Origin of the sequence: Pseudooceanicola spongiae, from assembly GCF_014899185.1 — a bacterium.
GTDB classification, from domain to species: domain Bacteria; phylum Pseudomonadota; class Alphaproteobacteria; order Rhodobacterales; family Rhodobacteraceae; genus Pseudooceanicola; species Pseudooceanicola spongiae.
In genome coordinates this window covers 2,451,994-2,465,294 of record NZ_CP045201.1, presented here as the reverse complement: position 1 = coordinate 2,465,294, position 13,301 = coordinate 2,451,994, and the positions used below count along the sequence as shown (strand labels likewise).

At 64.7% G+C, this 13,301-nt stretch carries 15 protein-coding genes; 5 read left to right on the top strand and 10 right to left on the bottom strand.

Annotated features, from left to right (window positions below):
* Positions 1-25: 25 nt before the first annotated feature.
* From F3W81_RS11600 to F3W81_RS11585, 4 genes are read right to left on the bottom strand one after another with little or no spacing between them, the layout of a single operon-like run.
* Positions 26-769 carry an SDR family NAD(P)-dependent oxidoreductase gene (locus F3W81_RS11600; protein WP_193079321.1) on the bottom strand — a complete coding sequence of 248 codons (744 nt, stop codon included), beginning with the start codon at positions 767-769 and terminating at the stop codon, positions 26-28.
* A gap of 18 nt (positions 770-787) precedes the next feature.
* The gene (locus F3W81_RS11595) at positions 788-1,435 is read right to left on the bottom strand and encodes an isochorismatase family protein (protein WP_193079320.1); all 648 of its coding nucleotides are present in this window, start codon (positions 1,433-1,435) and stop codon (positions 788-790) included.
* Between the two features lie 37 nt (positions 1,436-1,472).
* Positions 1,473-2,336, bottom strand: a complete 864-nt coding sequence (locus F3W81_RS11590) for an isocitrate lyase/PEP mutase family protein (protein WP_193079319.1) — start codon at positions 2,334-2,336, stop codon at positions 1,473-1,475.
* A gap of 15 nt (positions 2,337-2,351) precedes the next feature.
* Entirely contained in the window at positions 2,352-3,131 is a 780-nt protein-coding gene (locus F3W81_RS11585) for a maleate cis-trans isomerase family protein (protein WP_193079318.1), read from the bottom strand.
* 205 nt (positions 3,132-3,336) lie between these two features.
* On the opposite strand from F3W81_RS11585, the gene F3W81_RS11580 reads away from it, so the two are divergent.
* Complete coding sequence (locus F3W81_RS11580; protein ID WP_193079317.1) at positions 3,337-4,107, top strand: GntR family transcriptional regulator; 771 nt, start codon at positions 3,337-3,339, stop codon at positions 4,105-4,107.
* Here F3W81_RS11580 and F3W81_RS11575 read toward each other — a convergent pair.
* The 6 genes from F3W81_RS11575 to F3W81_RS11550 form a co-directional block, all read right to left on the bottom strand.
* Positions 4,098-4,994, bottom strand: coding sequence for an MBL fold metallo-hydrolase (locus tag F3W81_RS11575; protein ID WP_193079316.1), 897 nt, complete (start codon positions 4,992-4,994; stop codon positions 4,098-4,100). The genes F3W81_RS11580 and F3W81_RS11575 overlap by 10 nt on opposite strands.
* Positions 4,994-5,818, bottom strand: coding sequence for an SDR family NAD(P)-dependent oxidoreductase (locus tag F3W81_RS11570; protein ID WP_193079315.1), 825 nt, complete (start codon positions 5,816-5,818; stop codon positions 4,994-4,996). Before F3W81_RS11570 ends, F3W81_RS11575 begins: the two co-directional genes overlap by 1 nt.
* On the bottom strand, positions 5,815-6,549 hold the full coding sequence (locus F3W81_RS11565) for a GntR family transcriptional regulator (RefSeq protein ID WP_226941658.1): 735 nt from the start codon (positions 6,547-6,549) through the stop codon (positions 5,815-5,817). Before F3W81_RS11565 ends, F3W81_RS11570 begins: the two co-directional genes overlap by 4 nt.
* Positions 6,550-6,590: 41 nt before the next feature.
* The gene (locus F3W81_RS11560; RefSeq protein ID WP_193079313.1) at positions 6,591-7,502 is read right to left on the bottom strand and encodes a polysaccharide deacetylase family protein; all 912 of its coding nucleotides are present in this window, start codon (positions 7,500-7,502) and stop codon (positions 6,591-6,593) included.
* A 61-nt stretch (positions 7,503-7,563) separates the two neighbouring features.
* Positions 7,564-8,310: a maleate cis-trans isomerase family protein gene (locus F3W81_RS11555; RefSeq protein ID WP_193079312.1), complete on the bottom strand. Its 747-nt coding sequence runs from the start codon at positions 8,308-8,310 to the stop codon at positions 7,564-7,566.
* Between the two features lie 25 nt (positions 8,311-8,335).
* Entirely contained in the window at positions 8,336-9,553 is a 1,218-nt protein-coding gene (locus F3W81_RS11550) for an FAD-dependent oxidoreductase (protein ID WP_193079311.1), read from the bottom strand.
* A 370-nt stretch (positions 9,554-9,923) separates the two neighbouring features.
* Here F3W81_RS11550 and F3W81_RS11545 point away from each other — a divergent pair, with 370 nt between their 5' ends.
* The 4 genes from F3W81_RS11545 to F3W81_RS11530 are packed head-to-tail and all read left to right on the top strand — an operon-like array spanning position 9,924 to position 13,252.
* On the top strand, positions 9,924-10,841 hold the full coding sequence (locus F3W81_RS11545; protein WP_193079310.1) for a branched-chain amino acid ABC transporter permease: 918 nt from the start codon (positions 9,924-9,926) through the stop codon (positions 10,839-10,841).
* Positions 10,841-11,767, top strand: a complete 927-nt coding sequence (locus F3W81_RS11540) for a branched-chain amino acid ABC transporter permease (RefSeq protein WP_193079309.1) — start codon at positions 10,841-10,843, stop codon at positions 11,765-11,767. The genes F3W81_RS11545 and F3W81_RS11540 overlap by 1 nt, the downstream gene beginning before the upstream one ends.
* Positions 11,764-12,555 carry an ABC transporter ATP-binding protein gene (locus F3W81_RS11535; protein WP_193079308.1) on the top strand — a complete coding sequence of 264 codons (792 nt, stop codon included), beginning with the start codon at positions 11,764-11,766 and terminating at the stop codon, positions 12,553-12,555. The genes F3W81_RS11540 and F3W81_RS11535 overlap by 4 nt, the downstream gene beginning before the upstream one ends.
* Positions 12,545-13,252, top strand: coding sequence for an ABC transporter ATP-binding protein (locus tag F3W81_RS11530; protein ID WP_193079307.1), 708 nt, complete (start codon positions 12,545-12,547; stop codon positions 13,250-13,252). The genes F3W81_RS11535 and F3W81_RS11530 overlap by 11 nt, the downstream gene beginning before the upstream one ends.
* Positions 13,253-13,301: the final 49 nt, after the last annotated feature.

Sequence of the window (13,301 nt, the reverse complement as noted above, 5' to 3'; positions counted from 1 at the left end):
GGGCAGGGCAAGCGGCTATGCGCCCTCAGGGCATGTAGGCGCCGCCGTTGATCCAGAGCACCTGACCTGTCATGAAACTGGCGTCGGGGCCAAGCAGAAAGCGGATCGGGCCAGCGACATCTTCGGGTTGGGCGACGCGGCCAAGGGGCGTCATCGCCTTGTGACGTTCGATATCCAGCACGTTGTCGGCACTTTCATCCGAGCGCCCGGTGCCGCCGCGCAGGAAGGCGGTATCGACCACGGCGGGACCGACGGCGTTGACGCGCAGACGCGGCGCAAGCTCCAGCGCGAAGGTCTTGGTCAGGGCAATGACACCGGCCTTTGAGGCCGCATAGGGGCCGAAGCCGGGGCGGATGAACTGGCCAAGCCCCGAGGAACACAGAACAATTGCGCCTCCGTCAGTGATCAGCGGCGCCACGGCCTTGGTGGCGAGGAAGGTGGAGCGCAGGTTGCCCTGGATGACATCATCGAAATAGGAGGCGGGCGTTTCGCTCAGCGGCTGGATGTCGGAGTTCCAGCCGGCGAGGTTGACGAAGCCGTCGATGCCATCCGGGTGCCGCTCGGACAGCTCGGCCATGGCGCGGGTGACGGCGGCTTCGTCAGCGGCATCGATGGCTATGCCGTTGATGTCATGGGTCTTTAGCGACACGGGTAGGTCGAGGACGGTCACCGTATGGCCCCGGTCCTGCAAGCTGGCGACCAGAGTGCGGCCGATGCCACCGGCGCCGCCGAGGACCGCGATGGTCTTGGGGGTGTCTTCAGTTGCCATGTCTTGGCCTTTCCGGGCTCAGTTACCGCGTTTCGGAAGCGTCGAGATATGCGCGAGGATGGTTTCCTCGGACACCACGTCGGCGTATTTTGCGTTCATATCGAACAGGTTAGCCTCGTGAGGGCCGGGGTGGCGATCGCCGCAGGCGTCCGAGACGACGGTGGTGATGAAGCCATGGCTCATCGCGTCGACGCAGCTGGCGCGGATGCAGCCGGAGGTCGTCAGGCCCGTCAGGATGACGTTGTCGACGCCCATGGCGGTCAGCATCGGCGCGAGGGATGTGCCGAAAAATGCCGAAGGGTAGTGCTTGGTGACGATGACTTCATCGTCGCGCGGCACCAGTCCGGCGGCAAAGGCTGCGGTGCTGCGGCCCTTCACAAAGGCTTGCAAAGGCTTGGCTTTTTGCCAGAAGCGCCCCCCCGTGACACCGCTGTCGTCAGGGTAGCTGACCTCGGTTAGGATCACTGGGAGGCCTGCGGCATGGGCCGCCTCGCGGATGCGCAGGGCCGAGGCAAGGGCGGTGCGGCACCCCTCGTCGCCATAGAGCGGGCAATCGGGGTCGAAATAGCCTTCGGCGAAGTCCACCAGCACCAGAGCGGGTCGCGCGCCGAAGCCTGCGGTGCCACCATAGGCACGGGCGTAGTTGTCACTGAGGTCGTCATTCATCACGTCGGTATCCAGTCGGTATCGGGGCGGTATCCGGTCAGTCTGTTTCGGGGAAACGGCGCTCGAACGCCCAGACATCCTCGAAGCCGACAAGGCTGTTGAAATCGGCGAAGGAATGCATCGGGATCGCCTCGGTCGTCTCGCCATTGTCGCGCAGGTCGGCATAGGCGGCGGTCAGCGCGGCGCCCATGGCGAGGAAGCCGGTGGCGGGGTGGATCGCGATGGCATAGCCGAGATCCTTCAGCGCGTCGGCGGTCAGGATCGGGGTGCGGCCCCCTTCGACCATGTTGGCCATGAGGGGGCGGTCGATCTCCTCGGCGATGCGGCGCATCTCGTCGGGGCTCTCGGGGCTTTCGATGAAGACGATGTCGGCCCCGGCGGCGGCATAGGCCTTGCCACGACGGATCGCCTCGTCCAGCCCAAGCGTGGTGCGGGCGTCGGTGCGGGCGATGATGAGAAAATCATCGGACCGGCGGCTGTCGACGGCAACCTCGACCTTGCGGACCATGTCCTGCATCGCGATGACGCGGCGGCCGGGGGTGTGGCCGCATTTCTTGGGGAACTCCTGATCCTCGATCTGGATGGCGGTGACGCCGGCGTCTTCATACCCCTGCACGGTGTGGCGCACGTTCAGCAAGCCGCCATAGCCGGTGTCGGCATCGGCAATGATCGGGGTGTCGGCGCGCTTCACCATCTGGGCAATGCGGCCCAGCATCTCGGTATAGGTGGCAAGGCCCGCGTCCGGCAGCCCGAGGTGCGAGGCGACGGTGCCGTAGCCGGTGACATAAAGCGCGGGAAACCCGGCGCGGTCCGCGATCAGGGTCGAGATCAGGTCAAAGACACCGGGGGCGAGGATGAAGTCGCCCGCAGTCAGTTTCTGACGGAGGATGGGATTGGCCATGGGGTACTCTCCTGATTACAGCGTGCCGGACAGCAGGCGGCCGGCGCCGGGAATGGGTTCGTGGGCGAGGCCCGCCGCGCGGAGGGCGGCAAACAGCGTCGCGGTGTTGGAGGAGAGGACGGGGATGCCCAGCTCCGCCTCCAGCGCCGGGATGATCGGCAGGGTGGGGAAATCGGTGCAGGAGATCAGCAGCGCCTGCGCGCCGGGCACCACACTGGCGCGGGCATGGGCGGCGACATCGGCCAAGGAGGTCTGCGCGATCAGGGGGTATTCGGAGGGGCCGTTGGCACCAAGGCCGAGGCCGGAGATCGACAGCGCCTCAACCCCGTGATCGGCGAGGAAGTGGACCTCGTGATCATTCAGGGCGTCGTGGTAGGGCGTCGCGACGCTGATCCGGGTCACGCCGAGGGCCGTGAGCGCGTCGATGATGGCGGCGGCGGTGGTGACGACGGGCAGGTGGTTGCGCGCAGTGAGGGCCTCGGGGATCGAAGCGGCGGGCGTCACCATGGAGCCTGCGGTGCAGGCATAGGCGACGACATCGACATCGGCGGCGCTCAGCATGGCGATGGCGGCGTCGAGATCGTCGTGGAGTGTTTTCAGCCCGGCCTCGCTCGTGGTATCGGCGTGCAGGCGCATCCTGTGACTGTGATAGGTGACACCCGCGGGCATCATGCGCGCCCATTCCGCTTCGTTCACCGTATTGGTGGGCGGCGTGATCAGGCCAAGGCGGGCACGGGTGCTATAGGAAGAGGCGCGGCGTGTGGGGCGAGGGGACGTGGCCAGAGGCGCAGACATGATGTTATTTCCGGTGAAATTGGGATGCAGAACACCCTTTGTACGATCAAAGATTTCATGCGATGACTTAAATGTCCATATCTTTTAAGCTGCCTGTTGCGGGATAGGCCGGGAAATGTTTGCAGTCTGCCCTATATGATCCCATTTGAACAAGACGCCTGTAGGTTGTACGGGTCGTGTAACACTTTGCATTGACGAGGCGCTGATGTCCGAAGATTTGTCCGATAAGCCAACACAGAAGGATGACGGCGTGGGGCCGCGCTATGCGCGAATCCAGCGGATTCTGGAGGCGCGCTTGCGGGACGGGACCTATCCGATCGGGTCGCTGATGCCGACCGAGGTGGAGCTTTCGGCGGAATTCGACACCTCCCGATTCACCGTCCGCGAGGCCTTGCGCAACCTGACGGACAGTGGATTTGTCGAGCGTCGTCAGGGGCTTGGCACGCGTGTCATCTCGACTCAGCCGCAGGTGCATTACAGCCAGACGTTCGATAGCCTGCAGGAGCTGTTTCAGGTCGCGGTGGAGACCTATTATGTCGTGCTGGGCAGTGAGGTGATTGCTCTGGACAAGGAGCTGGCCGGGGTCGTTGGCGGCAAGGTCGGTGAGGTCTGGACCCGGGTGGACGGTGTGCGCTGGACCCGGCCGGGGGGCCGCCCGATGGCCTATATCCAAAGCTATGTTCCGCAGGCCTTTGCCCATCTGGTGCCGCAGTTTCAGGACTATAAGGGGCCGTTTTTCAACCTGTTGGAGAGCAACTCGGTCGTGCCGATCGATGAGTGCGAGCAGGAGATCAGCGCCGCGCCGATGCCGGAGGCCGCGCAGCGTCAGCTTGGGCTGACACCGGGGGCGATCGCGCTGCAATTGTTGCGCAGGTATCGCACGTCCGAGGGCGTTCTGATCACCTCGTGCAACTGGCACCCGGCAGAGCAGCTGAGCTACAAGATGCGGATCAAGCGCAACCGAGGTCAGTCCTGAAGCCATTGCGGCTCCCAGATCTCCCTGCCGCCTGACTGTTTCGGGCGGGCGCGAAAGGCGATGGCGTCGCGCAGATGCGCGGGGATCAGGAGGCTGTCGGTGTCATGCGCCTCGGCCAGCAGGTGCTGGCGGGTGCGGGCGGCCTGCAGGGGATCGTGGCAGAACTGCGACGACCAGTCGGGGCGCACCAGCTGCGCCGGGCTGTGGATTGCATCGCCGCAGAAGATCGCGCGGGTGCCGGGGCTCTGCAGGATCAGGCCGGTCTGGCCGGGCGAGTGGCCGGGCAGGTCGGTGACGCTGAGGCGGGCCTCAAGGTGCATGTGCCCGCCGAGATCCGCGCCATCCTCGACTGTATCGACGCAACCGGCGTCCAGCAGGGGCGCGACGCTGTCGTTGAAGGCGCCGTGATTGGCGGCGGCGTGTGTCAGCCAGTGCGCCAGCTCGGCCTTGCCGATCAGGTAGCGGGCGTTGGGGAAGGTCGGCACCCAGCGGCCATCCTCCAGCCGGGTGTTCCAGCCGATGTGATCGGCGTGCAGGTGGGTGCAGAAGACGACATCGACATCGGCGGGCGTCACGCCATGCGCGGCGAGGCGGGCAAGATAGCCTGTGCCTGCGCGCATGTGCCAGTCGGCCCGGCTGGGGCGGGATTTGTGTTCGCCGACGCAGCTGTCGATCAGGATAATGCGGCCATTGATCCGCAGCAGGTGGCTTTGCACGCCGAGCAGCACCTCGGCCCGGTCAAAGTCGATGTGATGCGGGGCGAGCCAGTCGCGCGCGCCCTCCAGCGCGTCGAGGCGGGCGTCGGGAAAGAGGAAGTCCAGCGGCAGGCGGAAGGGGTCGAGGTCAATCACGCGCTCCAGCGTGGCATGGGGGCCGAGGGCGACCATCACATGATGCCCGGTTTGTCGACGGAGGGGCTGCGGGCGGCGGCGGCGGCCTCGGCGTCCGGCAGGTCGGGGTTCCAGAGGCGGGCGATGAAGCGGGCGCCGGTGACACCGTCGGAGGCATCAGAGCAGAGCCAGACGATGGCGCGGCGCATGATCGCGGCCTCCAGCAGGTTGCCGTCGGCCCCCTTCTTGTCGGGCGAGGGCGGCAGCAGATCGGTGTCGGCGGCGCCGCCGGGCAGGTAGACGTTGACGGTGACGCCGGTGCCGTCGAGATCCTGCGCCCAGACGCGGGAGGCGGCCTCAAGCGCGGCTTTCGAGGGGCCGTAGGGCGCGTAGCCGCGCCGCACCATGGTCTGATCCGAGGTCGAGATGTTGATGATCTTGCCCGCGCCCTGCGCGACCATGTGCGGGGCGGCAAAGCGGGCCATGTAGAACGGGCCGTTGACGTTGGCACTGACGATCGCGGCCCATGCGGCGGGGTCGGCCTCCCAGAATTTGGTGGGGGTGGTGTTGAACGTCTCGGAAATGGCGCGCATCCCGATCCCGGCATTGTTGATCAGGGCATCGAGGCGGCCAAAACGGTCCAGCGCGGCTTTGATCGTGGCCTGGCACTGGTCTTTGTCGGCGACGTCGCAGGCCAGCGCGATGGCCTCGGCGCCGAGGGCCTGCGCCTCGGCCTGAACCGCGCGCAGGGCGGGGCTGTCGCTGCGCCCGATCAGGACCAGCTGCGCCCCGGCCTGCGCCAGTTCCAGCGCCATTTCGCGGCCCAACCCGCGCGAGGCGCCGGTGATGAGGATGGTCTTGCCGGTGAGGGCTCTGGTCATGACGGGTCTCCGAAAAATCCGCCGTGCGGATTGGGTGCGAGGCCATTGGCGAGGGCGCGCACGCGCGCCTCTTCGGGGGAGGTGCCTGCCGGGCGGGTCGGCTTGGCGGACAGGATATGGCTCATCATCGCGGATTCGGCCCAGGCTTCGTCGCGGTTGCGGAAGGCGGCGAGGATATCGCGGTGCTGGGCGTTTGAGCGTGCGGGATCAATGGGTTGATCGCAGTAGGCGCGCTTGATCGTGACGAGGGGCAGGGCAAAGACCTGCCGCGTGACCGAGCGCAGCTGCGCCGAGCGGGTGGCCCGCAGGATCGCATCGTGAAACTGGGTGTTGAGGTCGTGAAAGGCGGCGGGGTCCTGATTGGCGACGTCATCCATGCGCAGGATCAGCGCCTCCATCTGGCGGATTTCGTCGGGCGTGACGTGCAGCGCGGCGAGGCGGGCGAGATAGGCCTCGATCCGGGCGCGCAGTTCGAACACGACCGAGACTTCCTCATACGAGAAGTTTGCAACGAAGCGGCTGCGCCGTTCCGACAGCGCCAGACCTTCGGCGGTCAGGCGCTGCAGGGCCTCGCGCACGGGGGTGCGCGAGGAGTTGCACATCTCGGCGAGCTGGTTTTCGGCGAGGTGGGCCCCGGGGCGCAGCTCGCCCGTCAGGATCGCGGCGCGGATGACGTGATAGGCACGATCGGCCGGTTTCATCCGGGCCAATGCGTCTGCATCGTGGTCCATATCTGCGTCTCTGTCCGTCATGCGATCCCTTTCGCGCGGTCTTATCCGATGTGCGAGGCGTGGTTCTCGGCGTACCAGTCGGCCAGTTCCTCGCGGGTGGCGAACCAGATGTCGTCGAATTGCTTGGCATAGCGGATGAAATCACGGATCGCACGGATACGGAACGGCTGGCCGATCACATGGGGGTGCAGGCCGATGTTCATGAAGCGACCCGAGCCGGTCTCTGTCGCCTCTTGCCGCAGCCAGTCGAACTGTTCCTGAAACACCCGCGCGGCGCCGTCGACATCCATGCCCTGACGCATGAAGACGGTGAAGTCGTTGACCTCGGAGGTATAGGAAATCGAGACCAGCGGGCGGCCGCTTTCGGTCTGGATCATGTAGGGCTGGTCGTCGTTCAGCAGGTCGGTGAAGAAGGTCAGCCCCTCTTCCGCGAGGATATCGGCGGTGTTGAGGGTAGAGCGCAGCGAGGACGACAGCCAGCCTTTGGCGGGTTTGCCGACGACATCGCGGTAGACCTTCAGCGTCTCGCGGATGACGGCGCGTTCCTTTTCCTTGTCCTTGGCGAAGTCGGTCAGCAGGTCGGACTGGACGTAGTTGTGGGGGATCACCTCGTACCCGCGGGCGACGGCGGCATCGACGACGGCGCGGCGCTCCAACCCCATCTTGGCGTTCATGGTGCAGGAGGTCGGCACGCCCTCAGCTGCGAAGACATCGAACATGCGCCAGACGCCGACGCGCTGGCCGTATTCGCGCCATGTCCAGTTCGGGTTGTCATAGACATCGCCGCCCAGTGTGCCGCCGACGATGCCGGGGCCGCCGGGGTAATAGGGCGCGGGGTCGTCGCGTTCCTGGTCCCAGTATTCGAGGTTGGTGGTCAGGATCACCGCCAGCTTCTTGCCATTCGGCCAGATCAGGGGCTTGCGGTCGGGGAGGGGCACGAAGTCGTAATGCATGGCGGTCTCTTTAGCTGAAAAGGGGAAGGGGGTCGGGCAGCGGGCCGCCCGACCGAAGGCGTCAGTAGTGGCTGAGCAGCGAGCCGAAGCCCTGCACCTTGTCCTGAATGCCGTTCATGCGCAGCGCGTGCCAGTAGGTCGCGGTGTTGATCGCGATCACCGGCTTGTCGAGCCAGAACTCCGCGATGCCGCCGACGCGGGCCATGGCGAGGTTGGTGCCCGCCTGCACGATGGCCTCGACCGAAGGATCGTTCACCTCGATGATGGCGTCGCGCAGGGTTTGTTCCGTCTCATGGGCGATCAGCATCGGGCTTTTGGATTTCAGCCCCAGCACCTGAACCACCTCATAGCCGCAGTCCTCAAAGAACTTGCGCACCTGTTCATCGCCGATCGGCATGTAGGGGGTGACGACGGCGATCCGCTTGATATCACCGAAGCACTGCAGCGCGTTCTGGCAGGCGTCCGAGCCCATGGCGACGTTCATGCCGGCGCGGGCCTCGACCTCGGCCTTGAGGCTGTCGGCGCGGTCCTTGCCATCCCAGAAGGTTTCGGCCGACATCCCCATGATCATGGCGTCGGGCGAGCAGGTCTTGACGGCGTCGATGGCGTTCATCGTCTCGCCCCGGATCCGCATGACCAGTTCGTTGAAATCCTCGTCCGAGTGGACCGGATCGTCGGGGATGATGATGCGCGAGAAGTGGTTGGTAACGCCAACCGGGCGCATGTCGTCGAACTCGGGCTGGACAGAGGTGTTGGTGGAGGGCGCGATCACGCCAAACTTCATTCGGTAGCCAAGACTGTCGGTCATTGTGTGGGTCCTCAAGGCGGGTGGATTAGACGAGCGCTTCGGAGTCGCGCAGGGACTGGATCATCGACGATTGCAGCATGAACTGACGGTGCCGCACGGGGTCGGCGACCACGGCGCGCATGTCGTCGTGATAGGCGGCGCGGGCCTCGGGGTCGGTTTCGGCCATCATGCGACGGTTGCGGATCGACTGCGATTGCACGGTGTCGATGCAGGCCTTGCGACGCTGCTGGTCATAGAGGTCGAGCAGGTCGAGCGAAGCCTCGCCGCGCCAGACGCGCGCCAGCTTGTCGACCAGGTTGACCGCATCATGCACGCCGCCGTTCATGCCCATCCCACCCAGCGGGTTGTTCAGGTGCGCCGAGTCCCCGGCCAGGAAAGCGCGCCCCTTTACATAGGTTTGCGCGACGCGCTGGTGCACGCGGTAGGCGGTCGCGTGGACCACCTCGTAGGGGGTGTCCTTGGGGCAGAGGGCCTGCAGGCGGGCCTCCATCAGGGCGGGGTCCTTGATCTGGGCCTCGGTCATCTCGGGGTCGGTGGGCAGCAGCACGCGCCAGAGGCTGGGGGTGCGCAGCATCACGGCCCATTCCTTGGGGTCGGTCAGATAGGCGATGGGGGCGAGGTCTGGCATGGCTTCGACAAAGTCGAAAGTGGTCGACATCGACAGGAAGATCTCGGGGATGGTCATGCCCTCGAAGGGGATCTCCAGCGCCTTGCGCAGCGCCGAATGGGCGCCATCGGCGGCGATGACATAATCGGCGGTCATCATCTCGATGCTGCCGTTGTCATGTTCGACCGTCAGGGTGACGCTGGTGTCGTCCTGGGTGATCGCGGTGGCGCGGCGGTTGTAGAGCAGCTCGGCCAGGTCGCTGGCTTCCAGCAGGTCGCGCAGGGCCTCGGTCAGTTTCCACTGTTCGCATTGCAGCCGGTAGGGGTGGTTGGTGTCGTCCTTCAGCATCCCGAGGTCATAGGTGGCAACGACGCCTTCCTCGCGGTCGCGGAACTGCCAGTGCGGGCAGACGAGTCCACGCGCGATCAGCCCTTCGGTGACGCCGAAACGGTCGAGCATGTCGAGGGTCGGCGGGTGGAAGGTGGAGGCGCGCAGGTCCTCCGGCAGGTCCGGGGTCTTTTCGATGATCGTGACGGGAATGCCCTCTTCGATCAGGGAACAGGCGGCAACGAGGCCGACCGGGCCTGCACCGACAACGATTACCCGTCGCGACCTTGCGTCTTTGCTGTGTGTCATCGCGATTCGCTTCCTTCCGAGATGATGTTCTTGCCGTCGTTCTGCGAGCAAATGTGCACATATTGTCAGTACAAATCAATTCTGAAAATGCACGAATGGCGGCCGCTGCGGGCGGAGTGCTGCGAAATGCACAGGGCGCGACCGTGTCGGTTGTGGTGTAAATCGACGGAAAATCTGCGCAAATTGCTGATTTTGGCGCGTTTTGCCTGTTTTTACGGCAAACATACCGCGCTGAGTCCGAAATCTTACGGGCAGATGTGACAGAATGTCTGGACCGATCTGCCTTTTTGTTGTTCACATTTGTCCAGTCCAAATGAAAACGAGAGCGTGATATGTATACCGAAACTTTCAGTAACGTGGAGGACATCCCATGTTGCTAGTCCAGCAGATCGTGAATGGCCTGATGCTGGGGTCCGTCTATGTGACAGTTGCGGTGGCCTTCACGCTGACGATCAGCATCCTGAATTTCCTGAACTTCACGATCCCGACCCTGTTCATGGTCGCGGGCATGGTGAGCTGGGGTCTGGCTTACTTCGGCCTGCCGTTCGGGCTGAGCGGTCCGCTCGCCTGGCCGGCTGCGCTGGCCTGCGGAGCGGTCGCGTCGATCCTGTGTTCGCTGTTGGTAGAGCGGTTCACCTTTCGCTACATGCGCACCCGCCACGGTGATTCGACGGAACACGCCATTCCGCTGGTGTCGTCGCTGGGCTTTCTGCTGATCCTCGAAAACCTGATCCGGATCTTCTACGGGTCGGATTCACAGCGCTTTCCGGGGCCGTCGTCGGATCTGACGACGCAGATCGGCGGCATTTTCGTGCGCATTCCGCAGCTGGTCAGCTTTGTCATCGTGATGGTGCTGATCCTCGGGCTGGTCTGGATGATGAAGCACACCCGCATCGGGCGGGGCTTGCGCGCGATTGCGGAAAATCCCGATGCGGCGACGATCCTCGGGGTCGAACCGAACAAGATCGTGCCGGTCGTCTTCATGCTGACGGGGCTGCTCTGTGGTCTGGCGGGGGCGCTGTTCGCGGTCAACTACGGCGAGGTCAGCCCGATGATGGGCGAGGATATCGGCTCCAAGGCGATTGCCGGGATGGTTGTCGGCGGCCTCGGCTCTCTCTGGGGGGCGGTTGCGGGCGGCATCATCGTCGGGCTGGTCGAGATGCTGACGATCCACTTTTTTGGCGCCGATGCGGTGCAGGTCGCGGTCTGGGGTGCGCTGCTGGTGACACTGCTGATGCGGCCGCAGGGGCTGTTCGGCCATAACGCCATTGGCAAGGGGAAGCTGTGATGAGCGGTTATTGGATTGGGATCATCACGATCCTGTCGATCAACATGGTCTTTGCCTATGGCATCTATCTGGCGGTCGCGACGGGGCAGCTGAACCTCGGCGGGGCAGGGTTTCAGGCGATTGGCGCCTATGCGGCGGCCTGGCTGTCGGCCGAGATGGGGATGCCGCTGTATGTGACGATCCCGGCGTCGATCCTTGTGACGGCGCTGATCGGGTTCGCCTTTGCCTTTCCCATTTTGCGGCTGAAGGGGGTGTATCTGGTGCTCGGCACCTTTGCCTTTGCCGAGGTGGTGGTGGGGATCATCATCAACTCGGATGCGCTTGGCGGTGCGATGGGGCTGCCGGTGCCCGATTATATCGACTGGCCGGTGCCGGTGGCGGGCGCGGTGATTGCGGCGCTGATCTGCTTTTACATCATGTCGACCCGTCTGGGGCTTGTCGTCCGTGCGGTGCATGACGACGATGTCGTGTCGGACCTGATGGGCGTCGATGTCCGCTTGGTGCGGGTGGCGATGTTCGCGCTTGGCGCTGGATTGGCGGGGTTGTCGGGTGGGCTTTATGCCCACGCCTATACCTATGTCGAGGTGCAGACCTTCAACGCCTCTCTCTCGATCTACGTGCTGCTGTATGTCCTGCTGGGCGGGGCGCAGACGCCCTGGGGGCCGATGGTCGGCGCGGCGTTCTTCACGCTGGTGCCCGAGGCGTTGCGCAGCCTGCTGCCAGAGCTGAAGATGGCCGTGATGTCGGCGCTTGGGGTCGAGGGCACGGTCAATCCCCCCGATGAAAGCTGGCGGTTTGTGCTGCTGGGCGTGGTGACGGTGCTGATGATGGTCTTCCGCTCCGAAGGGCTGGTGACGCGGCGACTGGTTGAGCGGCTGAGCCATCCGTTCCGGCGCAGTGCAGCCGTGAAGGAGGCCGAGGCATGAGTGGCGCACCTCTTCTTTCCGTCGAAAATCTGTCGATTTCCTTTGGGGGTCTGAAGGTGATCGACGATGTCAGCTTCTCGCTTGAAGAGGGCGGACGGCTGGCGCTGATCGGACCCAACGGCGCGGGCAAGACGACCATCTTCAACCTGCTGTCGGGCGTGTACCGGCAGGATACGGGGCATGTGCGCCTTGGTGGGCAGCTGATTGATACAGCGCCCAGCCGCAAGCGCATCGGCTTTGGCATGGCGCGCAGTTTCCAGAACATCCGCCTGATGCCGCACCTCGGCGTGGTGGAGAACGTCATGCTGGGGCAGCATTCGCGCGCCGATCGCCCCGGCGGTCTGCTGACGCCGCTGTCGTTCTTTGGCCGCTCGCAAGCGCGGGCCGAGGCCGAGGCGCTGCTGGAAGACATGGGGATCGAGGTGGTGCCGGGGCAGGACGTCTCGACCCTTCCCTACGGGATCCGCAAGAAGATCGAGCTGGTGCGTGCGCTGGCCGCCCGGCCCAACTTGCTGCTGCTGGATGAACCTGCAGCCGGGCTGAACGGCGCCGAGACAGAGGAGCTGATGGCCTTCCTCGACCGGATTTCGGCCAGTGGCGTGACGCTGCTGGTGGTGGAGCATGACATGGGGCTGGTCCGCTCGCTCTGCACGCGGGCCGTTGTGCTGAACTTTGGCCGCAAGATCTATGACGGGCCGACGGCGGACGTGCAGCGCGATCCGCTGGTGCTGGAGGCCTACCTTGGCCCGCGCCATTCAGACAAATCGGAGGCGAGCGATGTTGCTTGAAGTCAAGGATCTTGAGGTCACCTACGGGCGCACCAAGGCGGTTCAGGGGGTGTCCTTCGGGGTTGAGCGGGGCGAGGTCGTCACCGTTCTGGGCGCCAACGGGGCGGGCAAGACATCGCTTTTGCGCGCGCTTCAGGGCGCACGAAAGCCGCAGGGCGGGCAGATCATTTTCGACGGCGAAGACATGACGGCGCTGTCGCCCGCCGCGCGGGTCGCCAAGGGCATGGCGCTGGTGCCCGAAGGCCGTCAGATCTTCGTGTCGATGACGGTTGAGGAAAACCTGCTGATGGGCGGGTACATGCGGCGCGACGACGGCGTGCATGGCGACCTTGCCGCGATTTACGAGCGGTTCCCGAACCTGGGCGAGCGTCGCCACATGAAGGCGACTGTGCTGTCGGGGGGCGAGCAGCAGATGCTGGCTTTGGGCCGCGCGCTGATCTCTAAACCCCGGCTGATCATGCTGGACGAACCCTCGCTGGGCCTGTCGCCGCTGTTCGTGGAAAAGCTGTTCGATCTGATCCGGGAGCTGAACAGCGACGGCATTTCGATCCTGCTGGTCGAGCAGAATACTCATATGGCGCTGGAAGTTGCGGCACGCGGGATCGTGCTGGAACTGGGGCGCGAGATGTTGTCGGGGCCTGCTGCAGAACTGGCGGCAAACCCCAGCCTTGCCGAAGCCTATCTGGGGGCGGCCTGATCCGCCCCCGGCTCAATCAATCAAAAACAAAACGATCCAACACGGAGAC

Coding starts and splice junctions, on each gene's coding strand:
- F3W81_RS11590 (WP_193079319.1), bottom strand. CDS start 2,336: ATGGCCAATCCCATCCTCCGTCAGAAACTGACTGCGGGCGACTTCATC.
- F3W81_RS11570 (WP_193079315.1), bottom strand. CDS start 5,818: ATGACCAGAGCCCTCACCGGCAAGACCATCCTCATCACCGGCGCCTCG.
- F3W81_RS11580 (WP_193079317.1), top strand. CDS start 3,337: ATGTCCGAAGATTTGTCCGATAAGCCAACACAGAAGGATGACGGCGTG.
- F3W81_RS11535 (WP_193079308.1), top strand. CDS start 11,764: ATGAGTGGCGCACCTCTTCTTTCCGTCGAAAATCTGTCGATTTCCTTT.
- F3W81_RS11555 (WP_193079312.1), bottom strand. CDS start 8,310: ATGACCGACAGTCTTGGCTACCGAATGAAGTTTGGCGTGATCGCGCCC.
- F3W81_RS11560 (WP_193079313.1), bottom strand. CDS start 7,502: ATGCATTACGACTTCGTGCCCCTCCCCGACCGCAAGCCCCTGATCTGG.
- F3W81_RS11565 (WP_226941658.1), bottom strand. CDS start 6,549: ATGGACCACGATGCAGACGCATTGGCCCGGATGAAACCGGCCGATCGT.
- F3W81_RS11530 (WP_193079307.1), top strand. CDS start 12,545: ATGTTGCTTGAAGTCAAGGATCTTGAGGTCACCTACGGGCGCACCAAG.
- F3W81_RS11545 (WP_193079310.1), top strand. CDS start 9,924: ATGTTGCTAGTCCAGCAGATCGTGAATGGCCTGATGCTGGGGTCCGTC.
- F3W81_RS11540 (WP_193079309.1), top strand. CDS start 10,841: ATGAGCGGTTATTGGATTGGGATCATCACGATCCTGTCGATCAACATG.
- F3W81_RS11575 (WP_193079316.1), bottom strand. CDS start 4,994: ATGGTCGCCCTCGGCCCCCATGCCACGCTGGAGCGCGTGATTGACCTC.
- F3W81_RS11600 (WP_193079321.1), bottom strand. CDS start 769: ATGGCAACTGAAGACACCCCCAAGACCATCGCGGTCCTCGGCGGCGCC.
- F3W81_RS11585 (WP_193079318.1), bottom strand. CDS start 3,131: ATGTCTGCGCCTCTGGCCACGTCCCCTCGCCCCACACGCCGCGCCTCT.
- F3W81_RS11550 (WP_193079311.1), bottom strand. CDS start 9,553: ATGACACACAGCAAAGACGCAAGGTCGCGACGGGTAATCGTTGTCGGT.
- F3W81_RS11595 (WP_193079320.1), bottom strand. CDS start 1,435: ATGAATGACGACCTCAGTGACAACTACGCCCGTGCCTATGGTGGCACC.